At 42.0% G+C, this 22,725-nt stretch carries 27 protein-coding genes; 2 read left to right on the top strand and 25 right to left on the bottom strand.

What is annotated here, in order from left to right:
• Positions 1-2: 2 nt before the first annotated feature.
• From JOD45_RS02620 to smc, 14 genes are all read right to left on the bottom strand, one after another.
• Positions 3-260: an EscU/YscU/HrcU family type III secretion system export apparatus switch protein gene (locus JOD45_RS02620; protein WP_205002311.1), complete on the bottom strand. Its 258-nt coding sequence runs from the start codon at positions 258-260 to the stop codon at positions 3-5.
• Positions 257-1,609, bottom strand: coding sequence for a hypothetical protein (locus JOD45_RS02615; protein ID WP_205002310.1), 1,353 nt, complete (start codon positions 1,607-1,609; stop codon positions 257-259). The genes JOD45_RS02620 and JOD45_RS02615 overlap by 4 nt, the downstream gene beginning before the upstream one ends.
• Complete coding sequence (locus JOD45_RS02610) at positions 1,512-2,276, bottom strand: ribonuclease HII (protein WP_205002309.1); 765 nt, start codon at positions 2,274-2,276, stop codon at positions 1,512-1,514. Before JOD45_RS02610 ends, JOD45_RS02615 begins: the two co-directional genes overlap by 98 nt.
• Before the next feature lie 297 nt (positions 2,277-2,573).
• The gene (gene ylqF / locus JOD45_RS02605) at positions 2,574-3,452 is read right to left on the bottom strand and encodes a ribosome biogenesis GTPase YlqF (RefSeq protein ID WP_205002455.1); all 879 of its coding nucleotides are present in this window, start codon (positions 3,450-3,452) and stop codon (positions 2,574-2,576) included.
• A gap of 8 nt (positions 3,453-3,460) precedes the next feature.
• Entirely contained in the window at positions 3,461-3,988 is a 528-nt protein-coding gene (gene lepB / locus JOD45_RS02600; protein WP_205002308.1) for a signal peptidase I, read from the bottom strand.
• Between the two features lie 98 nt (positions 3,989-4,086).
• Positions 4,087-4,428 (bottom strand): 50S ribosomal protein L19, encoded by a 342-nt coding sequence (gene rplS, locus JOD45_RS02595; protein WP_205002307.1) that lies wholly within the window; start codon positions 4,426-4,428, stop codon positions 4,087-4,089.
• A gap of 280 nt (positions 4,429-4,708) precedes the next feature.
• Positions 4,709-5,455 (bottom strand): tRNA (guanosine(37)-N1)-methyltransferase TrmD, encoded by a 747-nt coding sequence (gene trmD, locus JOD45_RS02590; RefSeq protein ID WP_205002306.1) that lies wholly within the window; start codon positions 5,453-5,455, stop codon positions 4,709-4,711.
• Positions 5,445-5,969, bottom strand: coding sequence for a ribosome maturation factor RimM (gene rimM / locus JOD45_RS02585; RefSeq protein ID WP_205002305.1), 525 nt, complete (start codon positions 5,967-5,969; stop codon positions 5,445-5,447). The genes trmD and rimM overlap by 11 nt, the downstream gene beginning before the upstream one ends.
• 124 nt (positions 5,970-6,093) lie before the next feature.
• The gene (locus JOD45_RS02580) at positions 6,094-6,324 is read right to left on the bottom strand and encodes a KH domain-containing protein (protein WP_205002304.1); all 231 of its coding nucleotides are present in this window, start codon (positions 6,322-6,324) and stop codon (positions 6,094-6,096) included.
• A gap of 21 nt (positions 6,325-6,345) precedes the next feature.
• Positions 6,346-6,618 (bottom strand): 30S ribosomal protein S16, encoded by a 273-nt coding sequence (gene rpsP / locus JOD45_RS02575; protein WP_205002303.1) that lies wholly within the window; start codon positions 6,616-6,618, stop codon positions 6,346-6,348.
• Positions 6,619-6,691: 73 nt separating this feature from the next.
• Positions 6,692-8,038 carry a signal recognition particle protein gene (gene ffh / locus JOD45_RS02570; protein WP_205002302.1) on the bottom strand — a complete coding sequence of 449 codons (1,347 nt, stop codon included), beginning with the start codon at positions 8,036-8,038 and terminating at the stop codon, positions 6,692-6,694.
• An 11-nt stretch (positions 8,039-8,049) separates the two neighbouring features.
• The gene (locus JOD45_RS02565) at positions 8,050-8,382 is read right to left on the bottom strand and encodes a putative DNA-binding protein (RefSeq protein ID WP_205002301.1); all 333 of its coding nucleotides are present in this window, start codon (positions 8,380-8,382) and stop codon (positions 8,050-8,052) included.
• Between the two features lie 94 nt (positions 8,383-8,476).
• Positions 8,477-9,487: a signal recognition particle-docking protein FtsY gene (gene ftsY / locus JOD45_RS02560; RefSeq protein WP_205002300.1), complete on the bottom strand. Its 1,011-nt coding sequence runs from the start codon at positions 9,485-9,487 to the stop codon at positions 8,477-8,479.
• Between the two features lie 11 nt (positions 9,488-9,498).
• Positions 9,499-13,068 carry a chromosome segregation protein SMC gene (gene smc / locus JOD45_RS02555; protein WP_205002299.1) on the bottom strand — a complete coding sequence of 1,190 codons (3,570 nt, stop codon included), beginning with the start codon at positions 13,066-13,068 and terminating at the stop codon, positions 9,499-9,501.
• Between the two features lie 131 nt (positions 13,069-13,199).
• On the opposite strand from smc, the gene JOD45_RS02550 reads away from it, so the two are divergent.
• Entirely contained in the window at positions 13,200-13,421 is a 222-nt protein-coding gene (locus tag JOD45_RS02550; RefSeq protein WP_205002298.1) for a DUF1128 domain-containing protein, read from the top strand.
• A gap of 25 nt (positions 13,422-13,446) precedes the next feature.
• On the opposite strand, the gene rnc is transcribed toward JOD45_RS02550, so the two are convergent.
• The 10 genes from rnc to JOD45_RS02500 form a co-directional block, all read right to left on the bottom strand.
• Positions 13,447-14,172: a ribonuclease III gene (gene rnc, locus JOD45_RS02545; protein WP_205002297.1), complete on the bottom strand. Its 726-nt coding sequence runs from the start codon at positions 14,170-14,172 to the stop codon at positions 13,447-13,449.
• A gap of 105 nt (positions 14,173-14,277) precedes the next feature.
• Positions 14,278-14,514 (bottom strand): acyl carrier protein, encoded by a 237-nt coding sequence (gene acpP, locus JOD45_RS02540; RefSeq protein WP_205002296.1) that lies wholly within the window; start codon positions 14,512-14,514, stop codon positions 14,278-14,280.
• 116 nt (positions 14,515-14,630) lie between these two features.
• Positions 14,631-15,374: a 3-oxoacyl-[acyl-carrier-protein] reductase gene (fabG, locus tag JOD45_RS02535; RefSeq protein ID WP_205002295.1), complete on the bottom strand. Its 744-nt coding sequence runs from the start codon at positions 15,372-15,374 to the stop codon at positions 14,631-14,633.
• Positions 15,374-16,318, bottom strand: coding sequence for an ACP S-malonyltransferase (gene fabD, locus JOD45_RS02530; RefSeq protein WP_205002294.1), 945 nt, complete (start codon positions 16,316-16,318; stop codon positions 15,374-15,376). Before fabD ends, fabG begins: the two co-directional genes overlap by 1 nt.
• Before the next feature lie 10 nt (positions 16,319-16,328).
• Positions 16,329-17,333, bottom strand: a complete 1,005-nt coding sequence (gene plsX, locus JOD45_RS02525) for a phosphate acyltransferase PlsX (protein ID WP_205002293.1) — start codon at positions 17,331-17,333, stop codon at positions 16,329-16,331.
• Positions 17,302-17,904 carry a transcription factor FapR gene (gene fapR, locus JOD45_RS02520; RefSeq protein WP_205002292.1) on the bottom strand — a complete coding sequence of 201 codons (603 nt, stop codon included), beginning with the start codon at positions 17,902-17,904 and terminating at the stop codon, positions 17,302-17,304. The genes plsX and fapR overlap by 32 nt, the downstream gene beginning before the upstream one ends.
• A gap of 159 nt (positions 17,905-18,063) precedes the next feature.
• The gene (gene recG / locus JOD45_RS02515; protein ID WP_205002291.1) at positions 18,064-20,100 is read right to left on the bottom strand and encodes an ATP-dependent DNA helicase RecG; all 2,037 of its coding nucleotides are present in this window, start codon (positions 20,098-20,100) and stop codon (positions 18,064-18,066) included.
• Between the two features lie 3 nt (positions 20,101-20,103).
• Positions 20,104-20,994, bottom strand: a complete 891-nt coding sequence (sdaAA, locus tag JOD45_RS02510; protein ID WP_205002290.1) for an L-serine ammonia-lyase, iron-sulfur-dependent, subunit alpha — start codon at positions 20,992-20,994, stop codon at positions 20,104-20,106.
• Between the two features lie 24 nt (positions 20,995-21,018).
• Positions 21,019-21,678 (bottom strand): L-serine ammonia-lyase, iron-sulfur-dependent subunit beta, encoded by a 660-nt coding sequence (gene sdaAB / locus JOD45_RS02505; RefSeq protein ID WP_205002289.1) that lies wholly within the window; start codon positions 21,676-21,678, stop codon positions 21,019-21,021.
• A gap of 100 nt (positions 21,679-21,778) precedes the next feature.
• Positions 21,779-22,144 carry an Asp23/Gls24 family envelope stress response protein gene (locus tag JOD45_RS02500; RefSeq protein ID WP_205002288.1) on the bottom strand — a complete coding sequence of 122 codons (366 nt, stop codon included), beginning with the start codon at positions 22,142-22,144 and terminating at the stop codon, positions 21,779-21,781.
• 165 nt (positions 22,145-22,309) lie between these two features.
• On the opposite strand from JOD45_RS02500, the gene rpmB reads away from it, so the two are divergent.
• Positions 22,310-22,498, top strand: coding sequence for a 50S ribosomal protein L28 (gene rpmB, locus JOD45_RS02495; protein ID WP_205002287.1), 189 nt, complete (start codon positions 22,310-22,312; stop codon positions 22,496-22,498).
• Positions 22,499-22,555: 57 nt separating this feature from the next.
• On the opposite strand, the gene spoVM is transcribed toward rpmB, so the two are convergent.
• Positions 22,556-22,636 (bottom strand): stage V sporulation protein SpoVM, encoded by an 81-nt coding sequence (gene spoVM / locus JOD45_RS02490; RefSeq protein WP_205002454.1) that lies wholly within the window; start codon positions 22,634-22,636, stop codon positions 22,556-22,558.
• Positions 22,637-22,725: the final 89 nt, after the last annotated feature.

Below are 22,725 nucleotides of genomic sequence, written 5' to 3'. Positions count from 1 at the left end.
GCCTACGATTGCTCTTGTTTGTCAACGAAATAGATAAAGGCAAAGATCTCTGCAACTGCTTGGTATAGTTCTGGCGGAATCGACTGATTTAAATCGAGTTCAGAGAGGATCGCGACCATGCTGGGATCTTCTGAAATAGGGATGTGTTCTTTTTTTGCAATGTCAATGATCTTTTCTGCCGTTTCTCCCGAGCCTTTCGCTATCACTCGAGGCGCTTCATCAATTTGATTTTGATAAGCCAGCGCAACTGCCTTTTTCATATTTTCACATCCAGATGACTTTTATCGATTATCATATCCGTCAAAATATCATCTCTCTTACCTTCTTCCAATTGAACTTGCGACAACGAGACCAGCCTAAACCCCGCTTCTTCCAGACGCATTCGAAGAAGATCCTCCCATTTCCTTAAAGCCGTTCCAAGCCCTGTATAGTTATTATGAATTTTAATGGTCATATTTTTCTTTTGTATTCGAATATGCACAAGCATTTCATTCAATTGATTAAGGTCAAGCCTGCAGAAAATCTGACAGTTGCCGGAGTCTATCTGGCCGCTGCGGCTTCTTTTCCCTTCCCAATATATAGATACATTGTCAAACTTGTCTTTTGATCGGATCGGCAGCTGCATCAATAATTGGACCAGCGTTTCATCATTGCTCACCATTTGTAATTGTTGGCCGGTAATTGATTTGAGCATCATTTCCGCGGCGGGCTTTAATTGCGAAGGGGTTTCCGTATCTTGGATGAGCTTTAAAACAAGTGACTTTAAGGTTTCGTTTAATTGATTGTTCCCTTTGTTATTTGACGCAAATGACGATAGCAAGTTTTCATGCTGAAAACCTATTTTATTAACAAGCATGTCCAGCCAATTGCTTGACTCATGGTTTGCAGCAGGCAGGGAATGCAGAAAACGCGCCAGCGCCATCATAGCATTTGTTCTATTTGGCATTGGCATCATTTGATGGAGCAGGCGGTTGGCATGTGTTGATAAGTGTTCTTCCTGAAACAAACTTTCAACAGATTGAAAAAAATCCTTTTCCAGCGGCAGCCGATGACGGACCATCCATTCAACTGTTTTTATTCCTGATTCTAAAGAATGGGATTGGGCAAGTAAATGTTTTGCCGAAAGAAGCAGGTCTCTAGTGATTGGTATATCTGCTTTTATAAGCGATTTAATCAGCATTTCAATAACTGGGTCATCTTTCAGCTTTAATATGTTCATCATTTGGCGCACTTCAAACTGAGTAGAATTGTCTTGATCTGCGCCATTATTTAATACTTGCAGCACAGGCGGTTCTTTATGCTGCTTTACTTGAAAAAGATAGTCCCTTCCCCATTCAAGCCGTGTATTAACGGTTGCAGTCAATTGCCGCTGGCCAACGATAATCTCCACCTTATCGTCTGAAATGATATTGACAACCTTGCCTTTTAATATTTGCCCGTTTCCAACAGCAAAATCGAGATTAATCTTTTGCACGGCTTTGTCAATTCCATCAATATGCATATAAACACCATCATTTCGATTGAAGTGGCGCAAATGATAGCCGGTGCTCGGGGCAGGGTCCCAATGCTTCAATAGCGGCCAGATGCTGTTTGGTACCATAGCCGGCATGACTTGCAAAGTGATAGCCGGGATATATATGATCGAGTTCAGCCATGATGCGATCACGTTCTTCTTTTGCAATGATTGATGCAGCCGCAATCGAGATGCTTCGCTCATCGCCTTTGACAATAGACGATTGCGGCACATTCGTTGGAAGAGTCATAGCGTCTATAAGCAAATAGTCCGGAACAATGTTAAGTGAGTCAACCGCTTTTCTCATCGCTAGTTTTGCAGCTTGATAGATATTTATGCTGTCAATTTCACGCGCGCTGACGATGCCTATGCCAACGGAAACAGCCTGTTCGTATATCTTTGCTGCAAATTCTTGCCGTTTCTTTTTTGACAATTGTTTTGAATCATTAATCCCGTATAAGGCGGTCTTGGGTTTTAGTATAACAGCCGCTGCTACAACAGGACCCGCTAACGGTCCTCTGCCGGCTTCATCGATGCCTGCAATATATTGACAGCCTTTTTCATATAGCTGATTTTCAAATCGCATCATTTCTTTATAACGGCTGATCATTTGCCTTTTCTTAAGCTGACGCTGATCCCATCGTTTAAGAAGATTATGTACGCCTTTTCTGTCATCATCCTCAAGCGCTTTTCGCTGTTCATCCGAAAGCTCTTCTAATTGGGACAGCTTTTCTTCAAGTGCTTTAATAGATAATTTTTTCACTTGCATTTCCCTTTCAATACTAAATATCGGTTTCTTTTATAATATCCTTTAGCATTGTACCAAAAACGAAGAAAATCTTCAGTGTCTAATAAAAAATATTGCCGATTGCAAAAAACTAACAAACATGGCTAAAATCCCATTTTTATGCTTAACTGAAAAAACCACAGCTTTTATAAAACTGTGGCAGACAAGAACTTAAAATTCGTATATACAGTGTTGTAAGGCAAAACATTGGGCACACCCTTTACATCCCTTGAAGCGGGCGTCTTCTGTCGAGAAATGATAAATATTCATTACTTACAGTGTTTCTTCCGGTGATTCTAATGTAAGCTTTCCTAATTTCTGTGTACGGAACTCCCTGATCACTAATTCAGCGGTTCTATCATAATCAATATTTCCGCCGCCAATGACGCAGCCGCGTTTTTTGCCAATCGCGTCGAAAAGGGCAACGATTTCTTCAATGGCCGGTTCATTGCCTTCGTATGAAATCTCAGCAAGACCGTATCTTTCTTTTAATGCATGAGGATACCTTACCATTAAAACCTTTAAAAGGTAGACGGCCACATCTTGAAAATCAATCAATTCATCTTTAATAGCTCCTGTAGCTGCTAATTTCAAACCAACTTCAGGATCTTCAAATTTTGGCCATAATATACCGGGAGTATCTAACAACTCCATTGTTTTGCCGACTTTAATCCATTGCTGGCCCTTAGTAACACCTGGACGATCGCCGATTTTGGCGATTTTTCTTTTAGCTAATCGATTAATCAAAGTTGACTTTCCAACATTGGGAATGCCAATGATAAGCGCACGATCGGCTCGTGCCCGGAACCCTTTGCTTTCTACCTTTTCTCTTTTTGCGGCGGTTAATTCATGAACCCATTCAGAAATATTCTCGGAGCCTTTACCGGTTTGAGCATTGACAGCATGAGCTGAGTAACCTTTATCTTTAAAATAATTGATCCATTCAGCCGTTAATTGCCCATCAGCCATATCTGTTTTATTCAAGATAAGCAGCCGGGGTTTATTCGCCGCAATGTCATCAATTAACGGATTTCTCGAAGAAAACGGAATTCGCGCATCCACTAATTCTATCACGACATCTATCAGCTTAATTTTCTCAATCATTTGGCGTTTGGCTTTCGCCATATGACCCGGATACCATTGTATCGTCAAATAATCACCTACTTTACTGCTCGGAAATGCGATAATGGCCAAAAAGTCACTTCTGCTTTTCCGACAATTTTATTTATTGGTACAGGACCGAAAATACGGCTGTCACGGCTGTTGCGCCGATTATCTCCCAGAACGAATATCGTTCCTTTTGGCACTTTTTCCTTAAAGTCGTAAGTGAGCGGTCCTATTGATTGCCTCTTCAAAGACCGCAAATAAGGCTCATTCATTTTTTTCCCGTTCACAAATAAATGATCATTCTTATATTGAATCACATCACCGGGCAGCCCAATCACACGTTTGATATAATCAGACCTCTTGGTGGCATGGAAAACAATGATATCAAACCGCTTCGGCTTTGATAATTTATAACTTAGTTTATTGATGATCATATGGTCGCGATTATGAAGCGTCGGCACCATTGAATGCCCCTCAACAACAATATGGGCAAATAAAAAATATCTCATCAAAAAAGCTAACATCACGGCGACTAAAACAGATATCAAAATGCCCCAATAATTTTTATATTTTCCCGACATAAGGCCTTGTTCTCCCTTAATTTAAACGAAGCCAAAATGAACATCACTTTTAATGGTGTAAAAAAGGAGCTTGAATATACAAGCTCCTTTTTCCGCAATTATCGACTTTTAATACGAGCCGCTTTACCGCGAAGATTACGCAGATAGTAAAGTTTCGCACGGCGCACTTTACCTTGGCGTACGACTTCGATCTTATCGATCTTTGGTGAGTGAACTGGGAATGTTCTCTCTACGCCGACACCATAAGAAACCTTACGAACAGTAAAGGTTTCGCTTATGCCGCCGCCGCGGCGTTTGATAACCACACCTTCAAAGACCTGAATACGTTCACGTTGTCCTTCAACAACTTTAACGTGTACTTTAACTGTATCACCAGGACGAAATTCAGGAAGATCTGATTTCAATTGTTCTTTTGTAATTTCAGCTAAAATGTTTTGCATAAATGCCCCTCCTTCCCTACAAATGCTCTTGTGATACTTAACAAGGCTTAAAACCCAAACCTAACCACAGCGGAACATCGTATTGACTGGCATTTGCCACAAAAAATATCATAGCATATCCTATACCATCATGCAAGAATCCTTTTAAAAGATGTTCAAAAAATCCTGGAACCAGATGCTTGCGTAAACAGCGGGAAGCTTATGCAAAGATCTTGCAAGCTCGCAGCCGTTTAAGAGGCCTTCTTGGCCGCCCTTTTTTGAACTTCGTTTCGAGATCCTTTTAATCTTTATTTTTTATTTCTTGTTTTATTTCTTGAAGCCATTCTTTTTCTTTATCAGTTAAGATGCGGTTTTCTAGTAAATCCGGGCGTCTCATCAGGGTCCGCCTTAGTGATTCTTTATGCCGCCATTCTTCAATGAGTTTATGATTTCCGGATAATAAGACATCAGGCACCTTCATACCTCGAAAGTCAGCCGGCCTTGTATATTGCGGGTGCTCTAACAGCCCATTAGAAAACGAATCAGTGTGAGCCGATACTTCATTTCCTAATACTCCGGGCAAGAGCCTGATTACACTATCCATCACCACCATGGAAGCCAGCTCACCGCCCGTTAGGACATAATCTCCTATTGAAATTTCATCTGTTACAAGCGATTGCCTTATCCGCTCATCAAACCCTTCATAATGACCGCACAGAAAAATAAGGTGATCTTCTTTGGCCAGTTCTTCTGCATATCTTTGATTATAACGGGTTCCCTGTGGAGTCATCATTATAATTCTGGGTTTTGTTCCTGTGTCCTTTGTGACGGCTTCTACAGCATCAAAAATAGGCTGGGGCATTAAAAGCATGCCTGCACCGCCGCCATATGTATAGTCATCAACACGCTGATGTTTATTATCGGCGTATTGCCGAAAATCGGTAATACGGCAAGTGAATGCGCCATTATCTGCCGCTTTCTTTAAAATAGAATGCTCCAGAACCCCTTTGTACATCTCAGGAAATAGACTTAAAACATCAATCCTCATCGTCCACCAACCCGCTTATAAGATGTACGGTTACTTTTTTATTCTCAACGTCAACCGCCTTCACAACATCTTCAATATAAGGCAATAGAATATCTTTGCCGTTTGTTTTGACAACCCATACGTCATTTGCCCCAGGGGATAGTATCTCTTTAATGACACCTAGTTCTTCGCCGTTGTCTGCAAAAACACGGCAGCCGATAATTTCATGATAGTAGAAGGCATTTTCCTCTAATGGGGCAAGCTGTTCCTTAGAAACATAAAGATGACTGCCCTTTAACGGTTCTACATCATTAATATTATCCAGACCTTCAATTTTCAAAAGAATAAATTGTTTATGTTTACGATATCCTTCTACAATAATCGGTTCATACTGCGCACCTTTGTAACGGCTGATGTAAAGGGTTGTCCCCGGTGCAAAACGTTCTTCAGGGAAATCCGTGTCACTTATGACCCGCACTTCGCCCCTTATGCCGTGAGTGTTGACGATTTTCCCAACATAAAGCCATTCAGTCATATCATCTTTCCTTTCGTTGTTATCATCATCACGTCTCCCTTGATTTCAATAAAGCCAAACAGAAGTGTCCCTATATCTCATAGCATTGTAAAAAGGAGAGGGGGTAAAATTATCCCCCCTCCCCTTATTCTTGGATGGTTAGCTGAACGTCTTGCTGATGAGCTCGCCCTGCGGCGTGTACAATGGTTCGTATCGCACTGGCAATACGCCCCTTCTTGCCAATTATCTTTCCCATATCTTCCTTATTTACCGACAGGATATATGTTAAGCCCCGCTCATTTTCTTCACGGGATACTTTAATATCCTCAGGAAACTCCACTAATGGCTCGACGATCGTTCTAATTAGCTCATCCATAGTATTCACCTGAACCAAGCCTTATTTTTGTGTTTTAGATTGATGAAATTTCTCCATCAAACCTTGTTTAGAAAATAAGTTGCGCACTGTGTCAGATGGTTGAGCGCCTTTTTTCAACCAATCCAATGCTTTGTCTTCGTTAATTTTAACTTCAGCTGGGTTTGCAACAGGATTGTAAGTGCCGATTTCCTCGATGAAACGTCCGTCACGCGGAGAACGGGAATCAGCTACTACTACACGATAAAAAGGACGTTTTTTTGCTCCCATACGTTTTAAACGAATTTTTACTGCCATATTAAACACCTTCCTGATTAGTATATTGTTAAAGTATCTATGATAAGAGTCATCAACCAATGATGACACCTGATCACATAAATGGTAAGTTAAAAGGATTTTTCTTTTTCTTTCCTTTGGTCATGCCCATCATTTGCTTCATCATTTTCTTCATGTCTTTAAATTGCTTCAAAAGCCGGTTAACTTCTTGGATCGATGTCCCGCTTCCGTTTGCAATTCGCTTTTTGCGGCTTGCATTAATAATATCGGGATCCGTTTTTTCAGCCGGGGTCATCGAACGAATAATCGCTTCGATATGACTAATTTGCTTTTCATCGATTTTAAGGTTTTTCATGCCTTTAATCTTATTGGCCCCCGGCATCATGCCGAGCAGTTCATCGAGCGGGCCCATGCTGCGAACCTGAGAAAGCTGTTCAAGAAAATCATCAAACGTAAAGCTCATTGTTCGCATTTTCTTTTCCATTTCTTTCGCTTTCTCTTCATCAACGGTTGCCTGCGCCTTTTCAATGAGCGTTAAAACATCTCCCATTCCCAAAATCCGAGAAGCCATCCGTTCTGGATGAAACGGCTCCAGAGCATCGAGCTTTTCGCCCATACCGGCAAACTTAATCGGTGTTCCGGTAACCGCCTTAACAGATAAAGCTGCACCGCCGCGGGTATCACCGTCGAGCTTTGTCATAATAACGCCTGTTAATCCGAGCCTGTCGTTAAAGCTTTCGGCAACATTAACAGCATCTTGGCCTGTCATGGCATCGACAACAAGGATGATCTCATCCGGCTGAGTGGCTTCTTTGATATTTTCCAGCTCTTCCATCAGCGCATCATCTACATGCAGCCGGCCGGCCGTATCGATAAAAACAATGTCATTATGATCTTCTTTTGCCTTTGCGACCGCTTGTTTGGCAATGTCGACGGGGCTGGCATCATCGCCCATGGAAAACACAGGCATATCAAGCTGGCCGCCGAGTGTCTGCAATTGTTTAATGGCTGCTGGACGGTAGACATCGCAAGCGGCTAATAATGGTTTTTTATTTTGCTGCTTACGAATATAATTTGCGAGTTTGCCAGTTGTGGTTGTTTTCCCGGCACCTTGGAGACCGACAAGCATGACAACCGTTGGGGGCTTAGCGGACATGCGAAGCTTGCTTTGTTCACCGCCCATAAGCTCCGTTAGCTCCTCTTGGACAACTTTGATCACTTGTTGTCCGGGCGTCAAACTCTTCAGCACCTCTTGTCCGACAGCACGCTCCTTGATCCGATTAATAAAATCCTTAACCACCTTAAAATTAACATCCGCTTCAAGCAAAGCAAGGCGAACCTCGCGTGTCATCTGCTTAACATCCGCTTCTGACACTTTTCCTTTGCCGCGTATTTTTTTAAAGGTTTCCTGGAGTCGATCAGCTAAATTTTCAAATGCCATGCTGCAGCCTCCTAATCTAAATTCTCAAGCTTATATATGATATTCATTATATCATGCGACTCTCCAAAATGCGCGCGAACAATCGATTTTAACTCAGTCAACAGCTTAAGTCTTTCCTGGTATTTTTTGTACAAGCCTAATTTTTCTTCAAAAGACTCCAGCATCGATTCCGTTCGCTTAAGATTATCATAGACAGCCTGTCTTGAGACATGAAATTCCTCAGCGATTTCGCCTAAGGAAAAATCATTCAAATAATATAAGTCCATATACTGCTGTTGCTTAGCTGTGAGCAATAATTGATAGAAATCATAAAGGGCATTAACTCGCATTGTTTTTTCCAACATATGAAGGACCCCTTGTAAAGGACATTCGCTTTACACAATAGCTATCATACTTGCACCTGTTTCATTTGTCAAGTTTTTTTCTTAACATCTTCTATTAATTATTTTCTTCTGCATGATCCTCCCCGTTTTCAGATTGGAACATTTCTGAGAAGAGACCGTAAACAAAAGTATCGGAATCAAACGGCTGAAGATCATGGATGCCTTCGCCAAGCCCGACAAGCTTGACCGGCAAATCCAGCTCATGACGGATAGCCAGTACAATGCCGCCCTTAGCTGTTCCGTCTAATTTAGTTAAAACAATACCCGAAACATCTGTGGCTTCTCCAAAAATTTTTGCTTGCGTCATTGCGTTTTGCCCTGTGGTCGCATCAAGAACAAGCAATACTTCATGAGGCGCTCCGGGAACCTCTCTGGAAATGACCCGCTTTACTTTTTCAAGTTCTTTCATTAAGTTAACTTTATTTTGCAGCCTGCCTGCTGTATCGCAAATTAAAATATCAACACCCCTTGATTTGGCAGCCATGATAGCATCATAAATAACAGCCGCAGGATCAGAGCCTTCATTGTGTTTTACTACCTCAACGCCGGCCCGTTCCCCCCATACTTCAAGCTGTTCAATGGCGCCCGCTCTAAACGTATCGCCGGCCGCAAGCAGTACAGATTTCCCTTCTTCCTTGAACTTATAGGCCATTTTTCCGATCGTTGTTGTTTTTCCAACGCCATTAACGCCGACAACTAAAATAACTGTTAATCCGTCGTTTTGGATCGCGATAGCGGCATCTTTCTCATCTTCAGTCAGCATATTTGACAAAACTTCAATAATAACATCTTTAAGCTGTTCCGTTTCTTTAATGTTTCGGGTGCGGGCCTCATCTTTAAGCTTTTCAACCAATTCCAGAACGGTATTGACGCCTACGTCAGCGCTGATCAAAATTTCTTCCAATTCTTCAAAGAAATCTTCGTCTACTTTGCGGTAGCGTTTGACGAGATTATTGACACGCGCAGCCATTGAATGCCTTGTTTTCGCTAATCCGTCTTTAAATTTATTAGTGACTGTATCGGTTTGGCCAGTGATTTTATATTTGAGTTTTTTAAAAAAGCTCATTATTTTTCCCCCTATGTTGTTTCCATTAATTCCTTTGTTTCTTCTAAGCGAACAGAAACTAACTTTGATACGCCTGATTCTTGCATTGTTACACCGTAGAGGACATCAGCCTTCTCCATTGTCCCTTTGCGGTGTGTGACAACGATAAATTGCGTTTCCCGGCTGAAATTTTTCAAATAATCGGCATATCTGTCAACATTGGCATCATCAAGTGCCGCTTCTACTTCATCAAGTACGCAGAAAGGCACAGGCCGAACTTTTAATATAGCAAATAATAACGCGATTGCCGTTAACGCTCTTTCACCGCCTGAAAGCAGTGATAGATGCTGGAGTTTCTTTCCGGGCGGCTGAGCCAAAATATCGACACCGCTGTAAAGCAAGTCATCGGGGTCGGTCAACTGCAAATCTGCCTTGCCTCCGCCGAACAACGCTTTAAATATCTCTTGAAAATGCTCACGGACCTGGATAAATGTTTCTTTGAAGCGATGTTTTACCTCCTGGTCCATTTCTTCAATAACATTCAATAAAGTTGCTTTGGCATTAAGGAGATCTTCTCGCTGTTCTGTTAGAAAGTTTAGTCGTTCTGATACCCTTTCATACTCGTCAATCGCACCAATATTAACGGTGCCAAGCTCTTCAATTGCCCTTTTTGTGAGTTTGACTTGCTTTCTAGCCTCATCTGGCTCTAATTGGAGCGGATATTTAGCCTTCGCCGTTTCAAAGCTCATTTCATAATCTTCTCTTAAGGCGTTCAATAAATTGTCTAATTGGACATCCAGTTTACTTAAAGCGATTTCTTCCGCTTGCAGACTTTCGATAACCGCCTGTTGTTTCCGTTTATCTGTTTTAAGAGAAGCATCCTGTTGATCAAGCTGTTCATAAAGATCCGAACGCATGGCTTTTCTGATTTTCAGCCATTCGCTGAGCGCCTGCTTATCCTTCCGGCACTGTTCAATTTTCTCACCCATTGTTTCTTGATCAACGACTTGGTTGTTTAAATGATTGTCAAGGTTTTCAACCGCATGCTTTGCTTCATTAAGATCGAACGATATGGCTTCAAGCTGCTCTGTCATTCGTTCTGTTTTATCTCTTTGGTGTTTAACAATCTGGTGCTGTTCTGCCACTTTTATTTTAAGCTCGGTGACTTCTGATTGAATCTGCTCTTTTGACGATTGCTGGTGCTCTTTTTGTTTCGATAAGGCAGTGATTTCCTGATTCATTTCATCTTCTTTTTGCCGGTTTTCTTTTTGTTTCATTTCAAGCTCGCCTATCCGCGCTTCAATCTTGCCGAGCTCTTCTTCAAAATCAGATTCTTCCCGCTTTAGAACACCGCTTTTCTCAAAGATGTTTTTCTCTTCTATTTCAATTTCGCGCAAAGAACTTTCTTGGAGTTGTTTTTCATAGGTTAATTTTTGAATATCATCGCGGCATTCTTCAAATTTTGATTGGTTAGCTGTTAATTGCTGTTTTAGCGCGGCAACATTGCCTTCAAGCTCTTGTTTTTTGCCTTTCATTTCATTTATTTGCCGGCTAAGCTGATCTATTTCACGATTGCGCCCAAGCAGATTAATGCTTTTCTGCTTTTGGCTTCCGCCTGTCATCGCTCCCCCCGGACTGACGACATCACCTTCCAGCGTAACAATGCGGTAACGGTATCCCAAAAGACGGGCAAGGTCGTTTGCGCCTTTTAAGTGTTTGGCTATGATAATATGCCCTAAAAGATGATGAACAATATTTTCATAGACAGGCTGAAATTGCACTAGGGTGCTCGCCACTCCGACGAATGCTTCATTTGACTGAACAATTCCCAAGTCATGACTAGACACCCGCCGCGGTTTAACGACAGACATCGGCAGAAATGTTGCTCTGCCGGCCCGCTGTTGTTTCAAATATTGAATAGCTCCCCTGGCATGAGATTCTTCCTCAACAACAATATGCTGCATTGTGCTTCCCAAGGCCGTTTCTATAGCAGTTTCAAAATCTTTGTCAACCTTTATGATTTCCGCTACTGCGCCGTGAATGCCTGGAAGCCCTTGATCCTTTGCTTTTAGAACTTTTTTAACCCCTTGAAAAAAACCTTCATATTCCTGGCTCATGGCTTCCAGCATTTCTTTTCTTGATGACGCTTGCTGGATATAGGAAGCTACTTTTTGCAAAGCTTGACTTTGTTTATTATAGCTTTCCTCATCATCAGCCAGGCGGGTTCTTAATTGATTGTGTGCCGTTTGTTTTTTCTCAAGTTCTTGATTAAGCGAACGGAGTAAAGCAGTTAAGCGGTTTTTTCGTTCTTTAACATCAGCTATCACTTGCTTTATATCCGATGTTTGCTGTTCCAGCCGTTCTTTCTTTTTTTGAATTTGCTCCTTTTGTTCCGTCAAATAACGAATTTCATTTCGGACAGTTGCCTGATCGTTAAGTACATCAATATAATCCGATTTCAATTGGTCAATGATGTCGTCAAGATCCTGATTATAATAGTCATATTGCTTAGACTTTTCTTTGAGCTGTTTTTGAAGCTTCCGCCATTTTTCTTCTTCATTGCGAAGGTTTTTTTGCTCAATGTCGAGCGCCTTAATACTTTCTTCCTGCTTCCTTTCAAGCTGGTCTATTCTTTCTTGAAGCTGTTCGGCGTTATCTTTCGCATTCTTTTGCCTCTCTTCAAGAACATTCTTCTGACCTTCAAACTTTTCCAGTGTTTCACTTGACAGCAAAAGGGCTTCTTGCAGCTCCTCTATAGATTCATCTAATGCTTTTAAATAGTCCTGTTGTTTTTTATACAGCCGCTCTTTCTTTTTAATCTTTTTTGACCATTCGTTCTTCTCGCTTGTCAGGCGATTGATCTCTTTGTTTTTTTGTTCCCACATTTGATGGGTTTGTTCAATATCGTAAGCAAGCAGCCCGACTTCTACATTTTTTAGCTTGTCTTTTTTTTCTAAATAATCCTTGGCAATTGAGGCTTGTTCCTCCAGCGGACCGACTTGGTCTTGAAGCTCATAAAGAATATCCTCAACACGGTGAAGGTGATCTTGAGACTCGCTCAGCTTTTTCTCCGCCGCGTGTTTTCTTGTTTTATACTTCAATACACCGGCGGCTTCTTCAAAAATCTTTCTTTTTTCATCTGCTTTACTGTTTAAAATATCGTCTATTTTACCTTGACCAATAATAGAATATGCTTCTCTGCCCACGCCTGAGTCCATAAATAACTCAACGATATCTTTCAGCCGGCAAACCTGGCCGTTAATTAAAAACTCGCTGTCGCCCGAACGATAAACACGGCGGGTGACGCTGATTTCGCTGAAATCGTAGGGCAAGTATTGATCGCTGTTGTCAAGAATGAGCGTTACTTCAGCCATATTTAAAGGCTTTTTTGAATCGCTTCCGGCAAATATAATATCTTCCATTTTCGAACCGCGCAGCGACCGTGCTGATTGCTCGCCAAGCACCCATCTAATCGCATCGGTGATATTGCTTTTTCCGCTGCCGTTCGGTCCTACTACAGCTGTGACGCCGGGAACAAAATCAATAGTGGCTTTTTTGGCAAATGATTTAAAGCCCATTACTTCTAATTGTTTGAGGAACATCAAAAAATCCTCCCTAATTCTATTAACTCATATATTTTATCATAAGTTTTTCACGGATATTTCCGAAAACCCGTCTATTTGGTACAATAATAATTAACGTGTCTGTAAATGATAATATTCGGGAGGCTACAATGGATCTATCTGTTAAAAACAGCGAAAATATCGAATTTATGCTGGACGTTATTAAAAAGAAATTACAGTTGGTGAATCAGGATATTTTAAAGCCCGATCATTTCTCAACGGAAAACTATGAAGAGCTTTATGATATTTATCAACTTGTCAACAAGCAGACCTCATTCAGCGTCGGTCAGATGGAAGGCATATTAGACGAATTAAGGGCTATAAGAAAATAAAAGGCTTGCCGAAATGGCAAGTCTTTTATTTTAATCCTTCCAACGCTTGTTGGGCCGCATGCTGTTCAGATTCTTTTTTGGAGCGGCCGGATCCTTTACCAATGACTTCTCCATTTAGCCGAACGTTGGAAATAAATTCACGATGATGGGCTGGGCCGCTTTCAGAAAGCACTTCATATTGCAGCGTCCCAAGATTTTTTCTTTGAACTGTTTCTTGCAGTTGACTTTTAAAATCCATCACATGGGAAAAAGCACCATCTCTAATTTTTGGATAAACGATTTTTTCTAAAAAGCTGTTTACGACGTCTAAACCTTGGTCTAAATATAAAGCGCCTATAAACGCCTCAAACACATCAGCTAATAATGCAGGACGTTCTCTTCCGCCTGTGGCTTCTTCGCCTCTGCCAAGAAAAATCATTTGGCCGAAAGAAAGTTCTGTTGCAAATTGAACAAGCGAAGGTTCGCAGACCACTGCAGCACGCAATTTTGTCATGTCTCCTTCACTCATTAACGGATAACTTTTGTAAAGATATTGCGAAGTTAAAAGCTCGAGTACCGCATCACCCAAAAATTCTAACCGCTCATTATCCTCAGGTACTTGATGACGATGCTCATTCACATAAGATGAATGGGTAAAGGCTTTTTTCAGCAACGCTTCATCTGTAAAATTCAACGATGCTTCTTTTAAAAAATTCCGCAGCTTTTTCAGCTTGTCCTGCTCATAACGGCGCATTCTGCTATCTTTGGACATCGCTTGTACCTCCCTCTTACAAAATAGAAACATTCAGCGGTTTCTCTTAGCAAAAATATATAAGTTTAAAGCCCCGCTTTAAAAAACGGGACTTTATAACAAAAATTATTGATGGCTTTTTATGTAGTCAATCACATCGCCAACAGTAACAATTTTTTCAGCATCTTCATCAGAAATCTCTATATCAAATTCATCTTCTAGCTCCATCACTAACTCCACAACATCAAGGGAGTCTGCATCTAGATCTTCTTTAAAAGAGGCTTCTGGTTTTACAGCTGCTTCATCAACGTCAAGACGTTCAGCGACGATTTTTTGAATACGCGCTAAAATATCTTCTGCCATATCATTCACCTCCCCTCAAGGGTATTGGCCCTTATATAAAATATCAAAAAGTGGCCATAGACGTAAAGATAATTTTTATACATTTAGAAAGTATAAATTGGAAACCGTGCAGCCAATTACTGCATGACCATGCCGCCGTCTACTCTAAGGACTTGTCCTGTCATGTAAGCACTCGCGTCGCTTGCAAGGAAGGCAACGACTGAAGCGACATCTTCCGGCGATCCCATACGGCCCAGCGGTATTTGGCTTAGCATTTGCCCTTTGACATCTTCTGGCAGCACTTCTGTCATATCCGTTGAGATAAAGCCAGGAGCAACCGCGTTAACTGTTATATTTCTTGAAGCCAGTTCACGAGCGGCTGTCTTAGTCAATCCGATAACTCCCGCTTTAGCTGCAACGTAATTGGCTTGACCGGCGTTTCCTGTAACACCGACAACAGAGGCCATATTAATAATCCGGCCGCTCCGCTGTTTCATCATTTGCCTTGATACGGCTTTTGTTGTATTAAAGATGCCTTTTAAGTTAGTGTTAATGACAGCATCCCATTCTTCTTCTTTCATTCTCATCAATAAATTATCTTTCGTAATACCCGCGTTATTTATAAGGATATCTAAACGTCCGAATGTTGATACAACAGATTTTATCATATCTTGAACAGCATCGGGATCGGATATGTCACATTGGTAACAAGCTGATTCCCGGCCTAAATCTTGTATTTCTTTTACAACTTCATTGGCTGCTTCAACACTTCCCGCGTAGTTTACTGCTACATTGGCGCCAAGCCGTGCCAGTTCCAGCGCTACTGCCCGGCCAATGCCCCTCGAGGCACCTGTGACAAGCGCCGTTTTTCCTTCTAACATTACGCTCTCTCCTTTAAAGCTTGTACTGTTTGTTCAAACGTTTCCAGGCTGTTTACTTGATAAATCGCAGCCCTGCGGTCCACTTTTTTTACAAGGCCTGACAACACATTGCCGGGGCCAACTTCAACATATGTATCCACGCCGAATTCTTTCATTTTTTCTACAGATTCAACCCAACGGACAGGAGAATACAGCTGTTCAATAAGGTGTTCTTGAATATCATTTGCTTCGGTAACAAGATCGGCTGTTACATTAGCAATGAGAGGAATTTCTGCATCGTGAATGTCAACAGCGCTGAGCACACCTTCAAGTTTCTCGGCAGCCGGTTTCATTAGAGAAGAATGGAACGGTCCACTGACATTTAATGGAACTACCCTTTTCGCTCCTGATTCTTTCGCTAATGCCGAAGCCTTCTCCACTCCTTCTTTGGTACCGGAAATAACGATTTGACTTGAGCTGTTCAAGTTAGCCAATTGAACAGTATCACCGTCTGCTTCGACTTTCTCGCATACCTCTTTTAACTTATCAGCTTTCATGCCAAGCACCGCTGCCATTGTCCCAGCGCCGGCAGGAACAGCCTCCTCCATGAACATGCCGCGTTTCCTGACCGCAAATACCGCATCTTCAAAGCTCAGCGCTTTAGAGGATACGAGAGCGCTGTATTCGCCTAAACTGTGTCCAGCCGTATAATCAGGCTGCAAACCTTCTTCCTCCAAAAGCTTCAAAAGGGCGCAGCTGACTGTTAATATCGCGGGCTGAGTATTTTCTGTCAGCGTTAATTTGTCTTCAGGTCCGTTTAGAATGATCTCAGACAATGGGTAATCCAATCTTTGATCAGCTTTTCTAAATATATCAGCCGCTTCACTGTATTTTTCGATGATATCTTTTCCCATTCCAACTTGTTGGGAACCTTGACCCGGGAATAAGAAGGCGATTTTGCCCATAGTACCCCTCCTATTTTTTCCATTCTTCATTTGTTTTAAGAATCAGGTCTTCAATAGTTTTGACAACATTCTTTTCTACAATCAGTTGAGCTTGTTCAATGGTTGTAAAAATAGCATTAGCATTGGATGAACCATGCGCCTTAATGACGGGCGCCGTCAACCCAAACAAGCAAGCGCCGCCGTATCCGGAATAATCCATCGTTTTTTTCAAGCCTTTTAATTTAGGATATAAAAGACCCGCTATCATTTTTGAAAAAAGTGAGCTTGTTAATTCTTTTTTTAATAAAGAAAATAAAGATAAAGCCACACCCTCAATGGATTTTAAAACAAGGTTTCCGGAAAAACCGTCGCAAACAACAACATCGGCCGCCCCTTGCAGCAATTCACGCGCTTCAACATTGCCGATAAAATGTATCGGCGCATCCTTTAAAAGTTCAAAAGCTGATTTGCTTAATTGGTTGCCTTTTCCGGGTTCTTCGCCGATATTCAGCAATGCTACGCGCGGTCTTTCATTTCCTAATACTTTTTCAGCGTATATTGAGCCCATTATCGCATATTGAAGAAGATGCTCAGGTTTCGCGTCCATATTTGATCCCGCATCCAAGAGCAGGAACCCTTGACCTTGATTAATCGTCGGCAGGGTCGGAGCCAAAGCCGGGCGGTCTATCCCTTTAATTCGTCCAGCAATAAACAGACCCGCCGCCATCAGCGCTCCCGTATTGCCGGCTGAAATGGCTGCATCAGCACGGCCCTCTTTGACTTCCTTAATGGCAAGCACCATTGACGCTTCTTTCTTCTTTCGCACCGCCTTAACCGGTGCATCTGTCGGCTCAATGATTTCAGTTGTATGTAGTATATCAAACTTTGGATGTTGATCTAACAAAGGCTCTATTTTGGCCTTATCACCAACCAAAGTAAAATGCATATCCGGAAATTTCTCGGCAGCTAAAAGCGCACCTTTGACAATTTCCAATGGGGCATTATCACCGCCCATCGCATCTATAGCTAGTCTCATCTATTATGTTTCCCCCTTCCAACTGGGAGCGATACATCGTAAACTTCCCCCGAAAAACACGTTCTTTTCCAACAAAACTATTCACTTCAACAATCGTTCGATCACCTTCGACTTTTGTGACCTTTGCCTTAGCTACTACTCTTTCGCCAACAAGAACCTGTCTTGTAAAATAAAGATTCGATTTAGCAGTCAGAGCCAGCTCATCATCAATCACAGCGACGGCAAGAGAGTTTGCTTGTGCAAAGAGATGATGTCCTCTAGCAATGCCGGTGCGTGAAAAAACATGCTCTTTCTTGATATCCAAAATCGATATCGCGCTTTTATCTAACTGAAGATCTACGATTTCGCCGATAACTTCGTCCAACGGGAGCGCTCTTATTTCATCAAATTGTTTTTGGGCGACATGCTTAATCCGCTCTCTCAATTCGGGAATAGATAACTCCATTCGGTCAAGCCGGATCGTTTGAACACTGACATTGAATTTCTCCGCTAATTCCTCATCGGTCACAAAAGGGCTGTTCTCAATCGTCGTTAAAAGTTGCTTTTGTCGTTCCCGTTTGCTCTTTCTCATCCTTGACACCGCCAATTTTCATCCCGACGTGTTGTGCTCCTGAAGATTATTCTAAGCAGCAGTTCACTGCTTAGAGAAAAAACATCCATACATGGCCGTTTGATTTTATGACTAGGTACTAATAGTAGTATATAAGTTTAATTATATTATTTCAAGATGCTAATCCAGACGTTCTTTGTTCAACACGCCTGATTCAGCCAAAAATTGGCGCAAATGTTTGTAAGCGTCATCTTTCCAAAAAGCTTTCGAACGGACCATAGCAGAGGCATCATCCCTTGCAGTATCCAAGATCCGATAATCATGAACAACATCAGCCAATTTAAAATCGGGCAATCCGCTTTGTTTTTGGCCAAAAAAATCGCCTGGCCCGCGCAGCTCCAAATCATATTCGGAAAGTTTAAATCCATCGGCAGTCTCTGTCATGATCCGCATTCTCTCTTGACTGACTTCTGATTTTGCATCTGCAATTAAAATGCAATAAGATTGCTCATCTCCTCTTCCGACCCGTCCGCGCAGCTGATGGAGCTGGGCTAAGCCGAATCTTTGCGCATCATAAATCAGCATAATCGTCGCATTCGGCACATTTACGCCTACTTCAACGACTGTTGTCGATACTAAAACTTGAAAGCGATTCTCTTTAAAGCCGGCCATAATATCGTCTTTTTCCTGGGCGCTTAAGCGGCCGTGCATTAATCCAACGCGAAAGTTTTTAAAATAATGCTGAAGCTGGGCATGCACATCTATAGCATTTTGGACGTCAAGCTGCTCCGATTCTTCAATTAATGGACAAATGACGTATGCCTGTCTCCCTTTTTTAAGTTCCTTTTCTACAAAAGCAAGCGCTCTATTTAACATGTCATGCTTTATCCAGTATGTTTCAATTGATTTTCGCCCTTTAGGCAGCTCATCAATCGTAGAAATATCCATATCGCCAAATGCCGAAATGGCTAGCGTTCTTGGTATGGGCGTTGCGGTCATATACAAGACATCGGGATTGTCGCCTTTGGTTCTAAGGGTCCTTCTTTGTTCCACACCAAAGCGATGCTGTTCGTCCGTTATGACTAACCCTAACCTCTTGAATATGACATCCTCTTGTATCACTGCATGGGTTCCTATAAGAATGTCAATCTCGCCTGCTTCTAATCTTGTTAAAAGCTCCTGCCTTCGTTTTCCTTTTACTGAGCTTGTCAAAAGGGACACAACAATGTCATGCGGCGCTAACAACTCTTGCAAACTTTCAGCGTGCTGTTCGGCCAATATCTCAGTCGGCACCATCATAGCCCCTTGAAATCCGGCTCTAGCCACAGCATATAAATTGATAGCTGCAACAACCGTTTTTCCGGAGCCTACATCACCTTGGAGCAAACGATTCATTCGAAAGGGGCTTGATATATCAGCCAATATTTCGTTTGTCACTCGTTTTTGCGCTTGAGTCAGAGGAAACGGCAAATGCTCTACAAAATAATCAACATCTTCTTGAGATATTGGGATGGCTGTGCTTTTCTCGTTTTCTCTTTTCATCATTTTAAAGGCTTGCATGCGGAGCTGAAATAATAGCAATTCCTCATAAACCATACGGCGCCGCGCTTGTTTCAATTGATTGTAATTCAACGGAAAATGAAGCGCCTTAAGAGCGCTGACCCGGTCAACTAACCGGTATCTTTCTCTTAATGCCTGGGGCAGAGGATCAATGATAAGTGATGAAAATTGCTGAAAAGCTGTCACCATAAATTTCCGAACCTGCTTAACCGTGACTTTCCCCTTTACAGGATAGACAGGTTCAATCAGCGAGGAACGCTGCTGCCGCCCTTTTTTAAATTCCGTGGCAGCAATCGTCGCCCGATGCTGATCCCATTTTCCTGTCAGTGTGATCACATCGCCAATTTTTAACTGTTTTTTCAAATACGGACGATTGAAGATAACTGCGGTTACTAAGAAACGGTCAACGAATACCCTGACAGTTAACCTTGACTTTTTTTTCGAAAAATAACGGAGAGAAGGCTCGCTATGAACCTTCCCTTCAACAGTGATTTTTTCGTCATGTTTGACTGTCTCCAGATCTCTTAATTCATAATTTTCATATCGATACGGCAAATACTCGAACAGATCTTCAACTGTTTTGATGCCAAGCGCTTCTAAGTCACGGGCTGTTTCGGGACCTATCCCTTTTATTTCAGTAATATTGATGCCAGTCATTATTTATTTCTGACCGTCCTTGGCAAAACCGAAAATTTTCGCCTCAATTTCTTGAGCCGTCGGCGTCATTGCTAAGCCTCCCATGGCCGTTTCTTTTAGAGAAGTTGGCATCATTTGCCCGACTTGATGCATGGCATCAATGACCTCGTCACATGGTATCCGGCTTTTCACGCCGGCGAGAGCCATATCGGCTGCAACAATAGCTGTTGAAGCGCCGATTGCATTTCTTTTCACGCACGGTACCTCAACCAAACCTGCAACAGGATCACAAACTAAACCAATCATATTTTTAAGCGCGATTGCCATGGCATGAGCGGATTGTTCCGGTGTACCTCCTGCCAGCTCTACTACTGCTGCAGCGGCCATTCCCGTCGCAGAACCAACCTCTGCCTGGCACCCGCCTGCAGCACCCGAGATAGAAGCATTATTGGCGACAACGTAGCCAAAGGCACCTGATGTAAACAGAAAACGTATCATTTGTTCTTTAGAGGGATTCAGTTTCGGCTTTAAACCGAAAAGCACACCGGGAACAACACCGGCAGAACCTGCTGTCGGTGTGGCGCAAATCGTGCCCATTGCAGCATTAACTTCGTTGGTGGCAACTGCCTTGCTGACTGCATCGAGCAATGTTTCTCCAGAAAGCGCCTTGCCTGTTTGAATATAGCTTTGCAGCAGGACAGCGTCGCCTCCTGTCAAGCCTGAATGGGATTTAACACCTTCTTTAATTCCGCGCTCTACAGCATCCTCCATGACTTGTAAATTTTTCGCCATTTGTTCAAATATATCTTCACGGGACTTTCCCGTTTCATCAATTTCTTTTAATATCATGACTTCTGATATCGGCATATGCTTTGTATCAGCAATTTTCACTAGTTCTTCAACTGTTCGGAACAATTTTAAGACCCCCCTGTAAGTAGTCTAAGCCAATACAGCTACGTTTAGCATGTGCGGCTGGACTTCAATTTCTTTTGCTATTTCATCGGCTACCTCTTGGTCCGTTTCAATAATCATTAAGGCAATATCGCCTTTGACTTTTCTGGAAACTTCCATGTATGAAATATTAATTTCATGCTTAGCCAAAATGCTTGCCACGGCAGCCACCGCGCCGTAACGGTCATGATGGACAACCAATAATGCAGGCTGGCTGCCTGATAGGGAAATGTCAAAACCGTTTAATTCAGTGATTTCGATTTTCCCTCCGCCAACTGAAACGCCGACGACTTCAAGTTTATTATCTCCATCTTCAAGCAAAAGACGTGCCGTATTCGGATGATCGGCCGCGGCGTCATCTTCAATAAATTTAACTTCCATGCCTGCTTCCTCGGCAAGCGACAATGCATTAACGATCCTTTCGTCAAAGGTGTCAAAATCCAAAAGACCGCCGACAAGGGCAATGTCTGTGCCGTGGCCTTTATAAGTTTTTGCAAAAGACCCGTATAAATGAATGGTCACCTTTTTCGGCATATGCCCAAATAGCCTTCTTGCAACACGGCCGATTCGTGCGGCTCCTGCCGTATGGGAACTGGATGGCCCAATCATCACCGGACCAATAATATCAAAAACACTGCGGTATTTCATGTTGATCACCTCTTATTTTTAAAATAATAAAAACTATCAAGTTCATAAATATGATAATGTAAGCGTTTTAAAAAGTAGTTTTTTGTTTAAGAATGTCGCATCAAACGTCCTCAATCATGCGGACGCCTTGAACAAAAATATTAACGGCATAAGCCTTTATCCCAAGCATTTGCTTAAGCTGTTCATTGACTTTTGTTTGTACAAGGCGCGCTACATCAGAAATCTTCGTCCCGTAACTGACGATAATGTACATATCAATCGTTAAACTTCCTTCTTCTTCACGTACGACTATTCCCCGGCCTAAATTATCCCTTCCCAATAATTCACTTAGACCGTCTTTTAATTGACGTTGCGAAGCCATTCCTACAATGCCGTGACAATCAACCGCAGCACAACCTGCAATCATCGTAATCACTTCAGAAGACACATTGATCTGTCCATAACTCGTATCGATATCTATACTCATAAGGAACCTCCTCTATCGTACTTACATACCTATGTTTATTTTACTATAAGCTGGTTTCTTTTTAAAGTTTCAACCGTCCCTCTGCAACGTTTCTATTGCGCAAGAGCTAAAGACATGGTAACATTATGTCGTATTTGTTATTTTCGCGGCAAGGAGGTTGGAATAATGGGACGTAAATGTTATGTAACTGGTAAAACGACAAAGTTCGGTCAAAATCGTTCATTTGCTGAAAATAAGTCTAAACGTAAATTTAAAGCAAATTTACAAAAAGTGCGTATTCTCGTTGATGGTAAACCTAAACGTGTTTATGTTTCTACAAAAGCTTTAAAGGCTGGGAAAGTAGAACGCGCATAAAAAAAGCACCTCATCGGGTGCTTTTTTTATGCTTTCTTAAATGACTTGCCGCTTGTTTTATCCTTTGCGAAACGAACCGAGGATAACTTTGACAAACCCGCCAAGGAACTTCGGTAATTTAATGGTGTAAAATTTCATAGTCCTCCTCCTTGCATTTCACGCCATTCTCCATCTATAAACCTATAAAAACAGAGCTTCTTGTTACTAGTATATTCATTAATTTAAAA

It is taken from the genome of Scopulibacillus daqui (assembly GCF_016908855.1).
GTDB classification, from domain to species: Bacteria; Bacillota; Bacilli; order Bacillales; family Sporolactobacillaceae; genus Scopulibacillus_A; species Scopulibacillus_A daqui.
This window is presented reverse-complemented; position numbering and strand designations above follow the sequence as displayed.

What these genes read in the sequence shown, in the direction of transcription:
- JOD45_RS02620 (WP_205002311.1), bottom strand. Translation starts at nt 260, where the DNA reads ATGAAAAAGGCAGTTGCGCTGGCTTATCAAAATCAAATTGATGAAGCG.
- JOD45_RS02615 (WP_205002310.1), bottom strand. Translation starts at nt 1,609, where the DNA reads ATGCCGGCTATGGTACCAAACAGCATCTGGCCGCTATTGAAGCATTGG.
- lepB (WP_205002308.1), bottom strand. Translation starts at nt 3,988, where the DNA reads ATGTCGGGAAAATATAAAAATTATTGGGGCATTTTGATATCTGTTTTA.
- rplS (WP_205002307.1), bottom strand. Translation starts at nt 4,428, where the DNA reads ATGCAAAACATTTTAGCTGAAATTACAAAAGAACAATTGAAATCAGAT.
- trmD (WP_205002306.1), bottom strand. Translation starts at nt 5,455, where the DNA reads ATGAGGATTGATGTTTTAAGTCTATTTCCTGAGATGTACAAAGGGGTT.
- rimM (WP_205002305.1), bottom strand. Translation starts at nt 5,969, where the DNA reads ATGACTGAATGGCTTTATGTTGGGAAAATCGTCAACACTCACGGCATA.
- JOD45_RS02580 (WP_205002304.1), bottom strand. Translation starts at nt 6,324, where the DNA reads ATGGATGAGCTAATTAGAACGATCGTCGAGCCATTAGTGGAGTTTCCT.
- rpsP (WP_205002303.1), bottom strand. Translation starts at nt 6,618, where the DNA reads ATGGCAGTAAAAATTCGTTTAAAACGTATGGGAGCAAAAAAACGTCCT.
- ffh (WP_205002302.1), bottom strand. Translation starts at nt 8,038, where the DNA reads ATGGCATTTGAAAATTTAGCTGATCGACTCCAGGAAACCTTTAAAAAA.
- JOD45_RS02565 (WP_205002301.1), bottom strand. Translation starts at nt 8,382, where the DNA reads ATGTTGGAAAAAACAATGCGAGTTAATGCCCTTTATGATTTCTATCAA.
- ftsY (WP_205002300.1), bottom strand. Translation starts at nt 9,487, where the DNA reads ATGAGCTTTTTTAAAAAACTCAAATATAAAATCACTGGCCAAACCGAT.
- smc (WP_205002299.1), bottom strand. Translation starts at nt 13,068, where the DNA reads ATGTTCCTCAAACAATTAGAAGTAATGGGCTTTAAATCATTTGCCAAA.
- JOD45_RS02550 (WP_205002298.1), top strand. Translation starts at nt 13,200, where the DNA reads ATGGATCTATCTGTTAAAAACAGCGAAAATATCGAATTTATGCTGGAC.
- rnc (WP_205002297.1), bottom strand. Translation starts at nt 14,172, where the DNA reads ATGTCCAAAGATAGCAGAATGCGCCGTTATGAGCAGGACAAGCTGAAA.
- acpP (WP_205002296.1), bottom strand. Translation starts at nt 14,514, where the DNA reads ATGGCAGAAGATATTTTAGCGCGTATTCAAAAAATCGTCGCTGAACGT.
- fabG (WP_205002295.1), bottom strand. Translation starts at nt 15,374, where the DNA reads ATGTTAGAAGGAAAAACGGCGCTTGTCACAGGTGCCTCGAGGGGCATT.
- fabD (WP_205002294.1), bottom strand. Translation starts at nt 16,318, where the DNA reads ATGGGCAAAATCGCCTTCTTATTCCCGGGTCAAGGTTCCCAACAAGTT.
- plsX (WP_205002293.1), bottom strand. Translation starts at nt 17,333, where the DNA reads ATGAGACTAGCTATAGATGCGATGGGCGGTGATAATGCCCCATTGGAA.
- fapR (WP_205002292.1), bottom strand. Translation starts at nt 17,904, where the DNA reads ATGAGAAAGAGCAAACGGGAACGACAAAAGCAACTTTTAACGACGATT.
- recG (WP_205002291.1), bottom strand. Translation starts at nt 20,100, where the DNA reads ATGACTGGCATCAATATTACTGAAATAAAAGGGATAGGTCCCGAAACA.
- sdaAB (WP_205002289.1), bottom strand. Translation starts at nt 21,678, where the DNA reads ATGAAATACCGCAGTGTTTTTGATATTATTGGTCCGGTGATGATTGGG.
- JOD45_RS02500 (WP_205002288.1), bottom strand. Translation starts at nt 22,144, where the DNA reads ATGAGTATAGATATCGATACGAGTTATGGACAGATCAATGTGTCTTCT.
- rpmB (WP_205002287.1), top strand. Translation starts at nt 22,310, where the DNA reads ATGGGACGTAAATGTTATGTAACTGGTAAAACGACAAAGTTCGGTCAA.
- spoVM (WP_205002454.1), bottom strand. Translation starts at nt 22,636, where the DNA reads ATGAAATTTTACACCATTAAATTACCGAAGTTCCTTGGCGGGTTTGTC.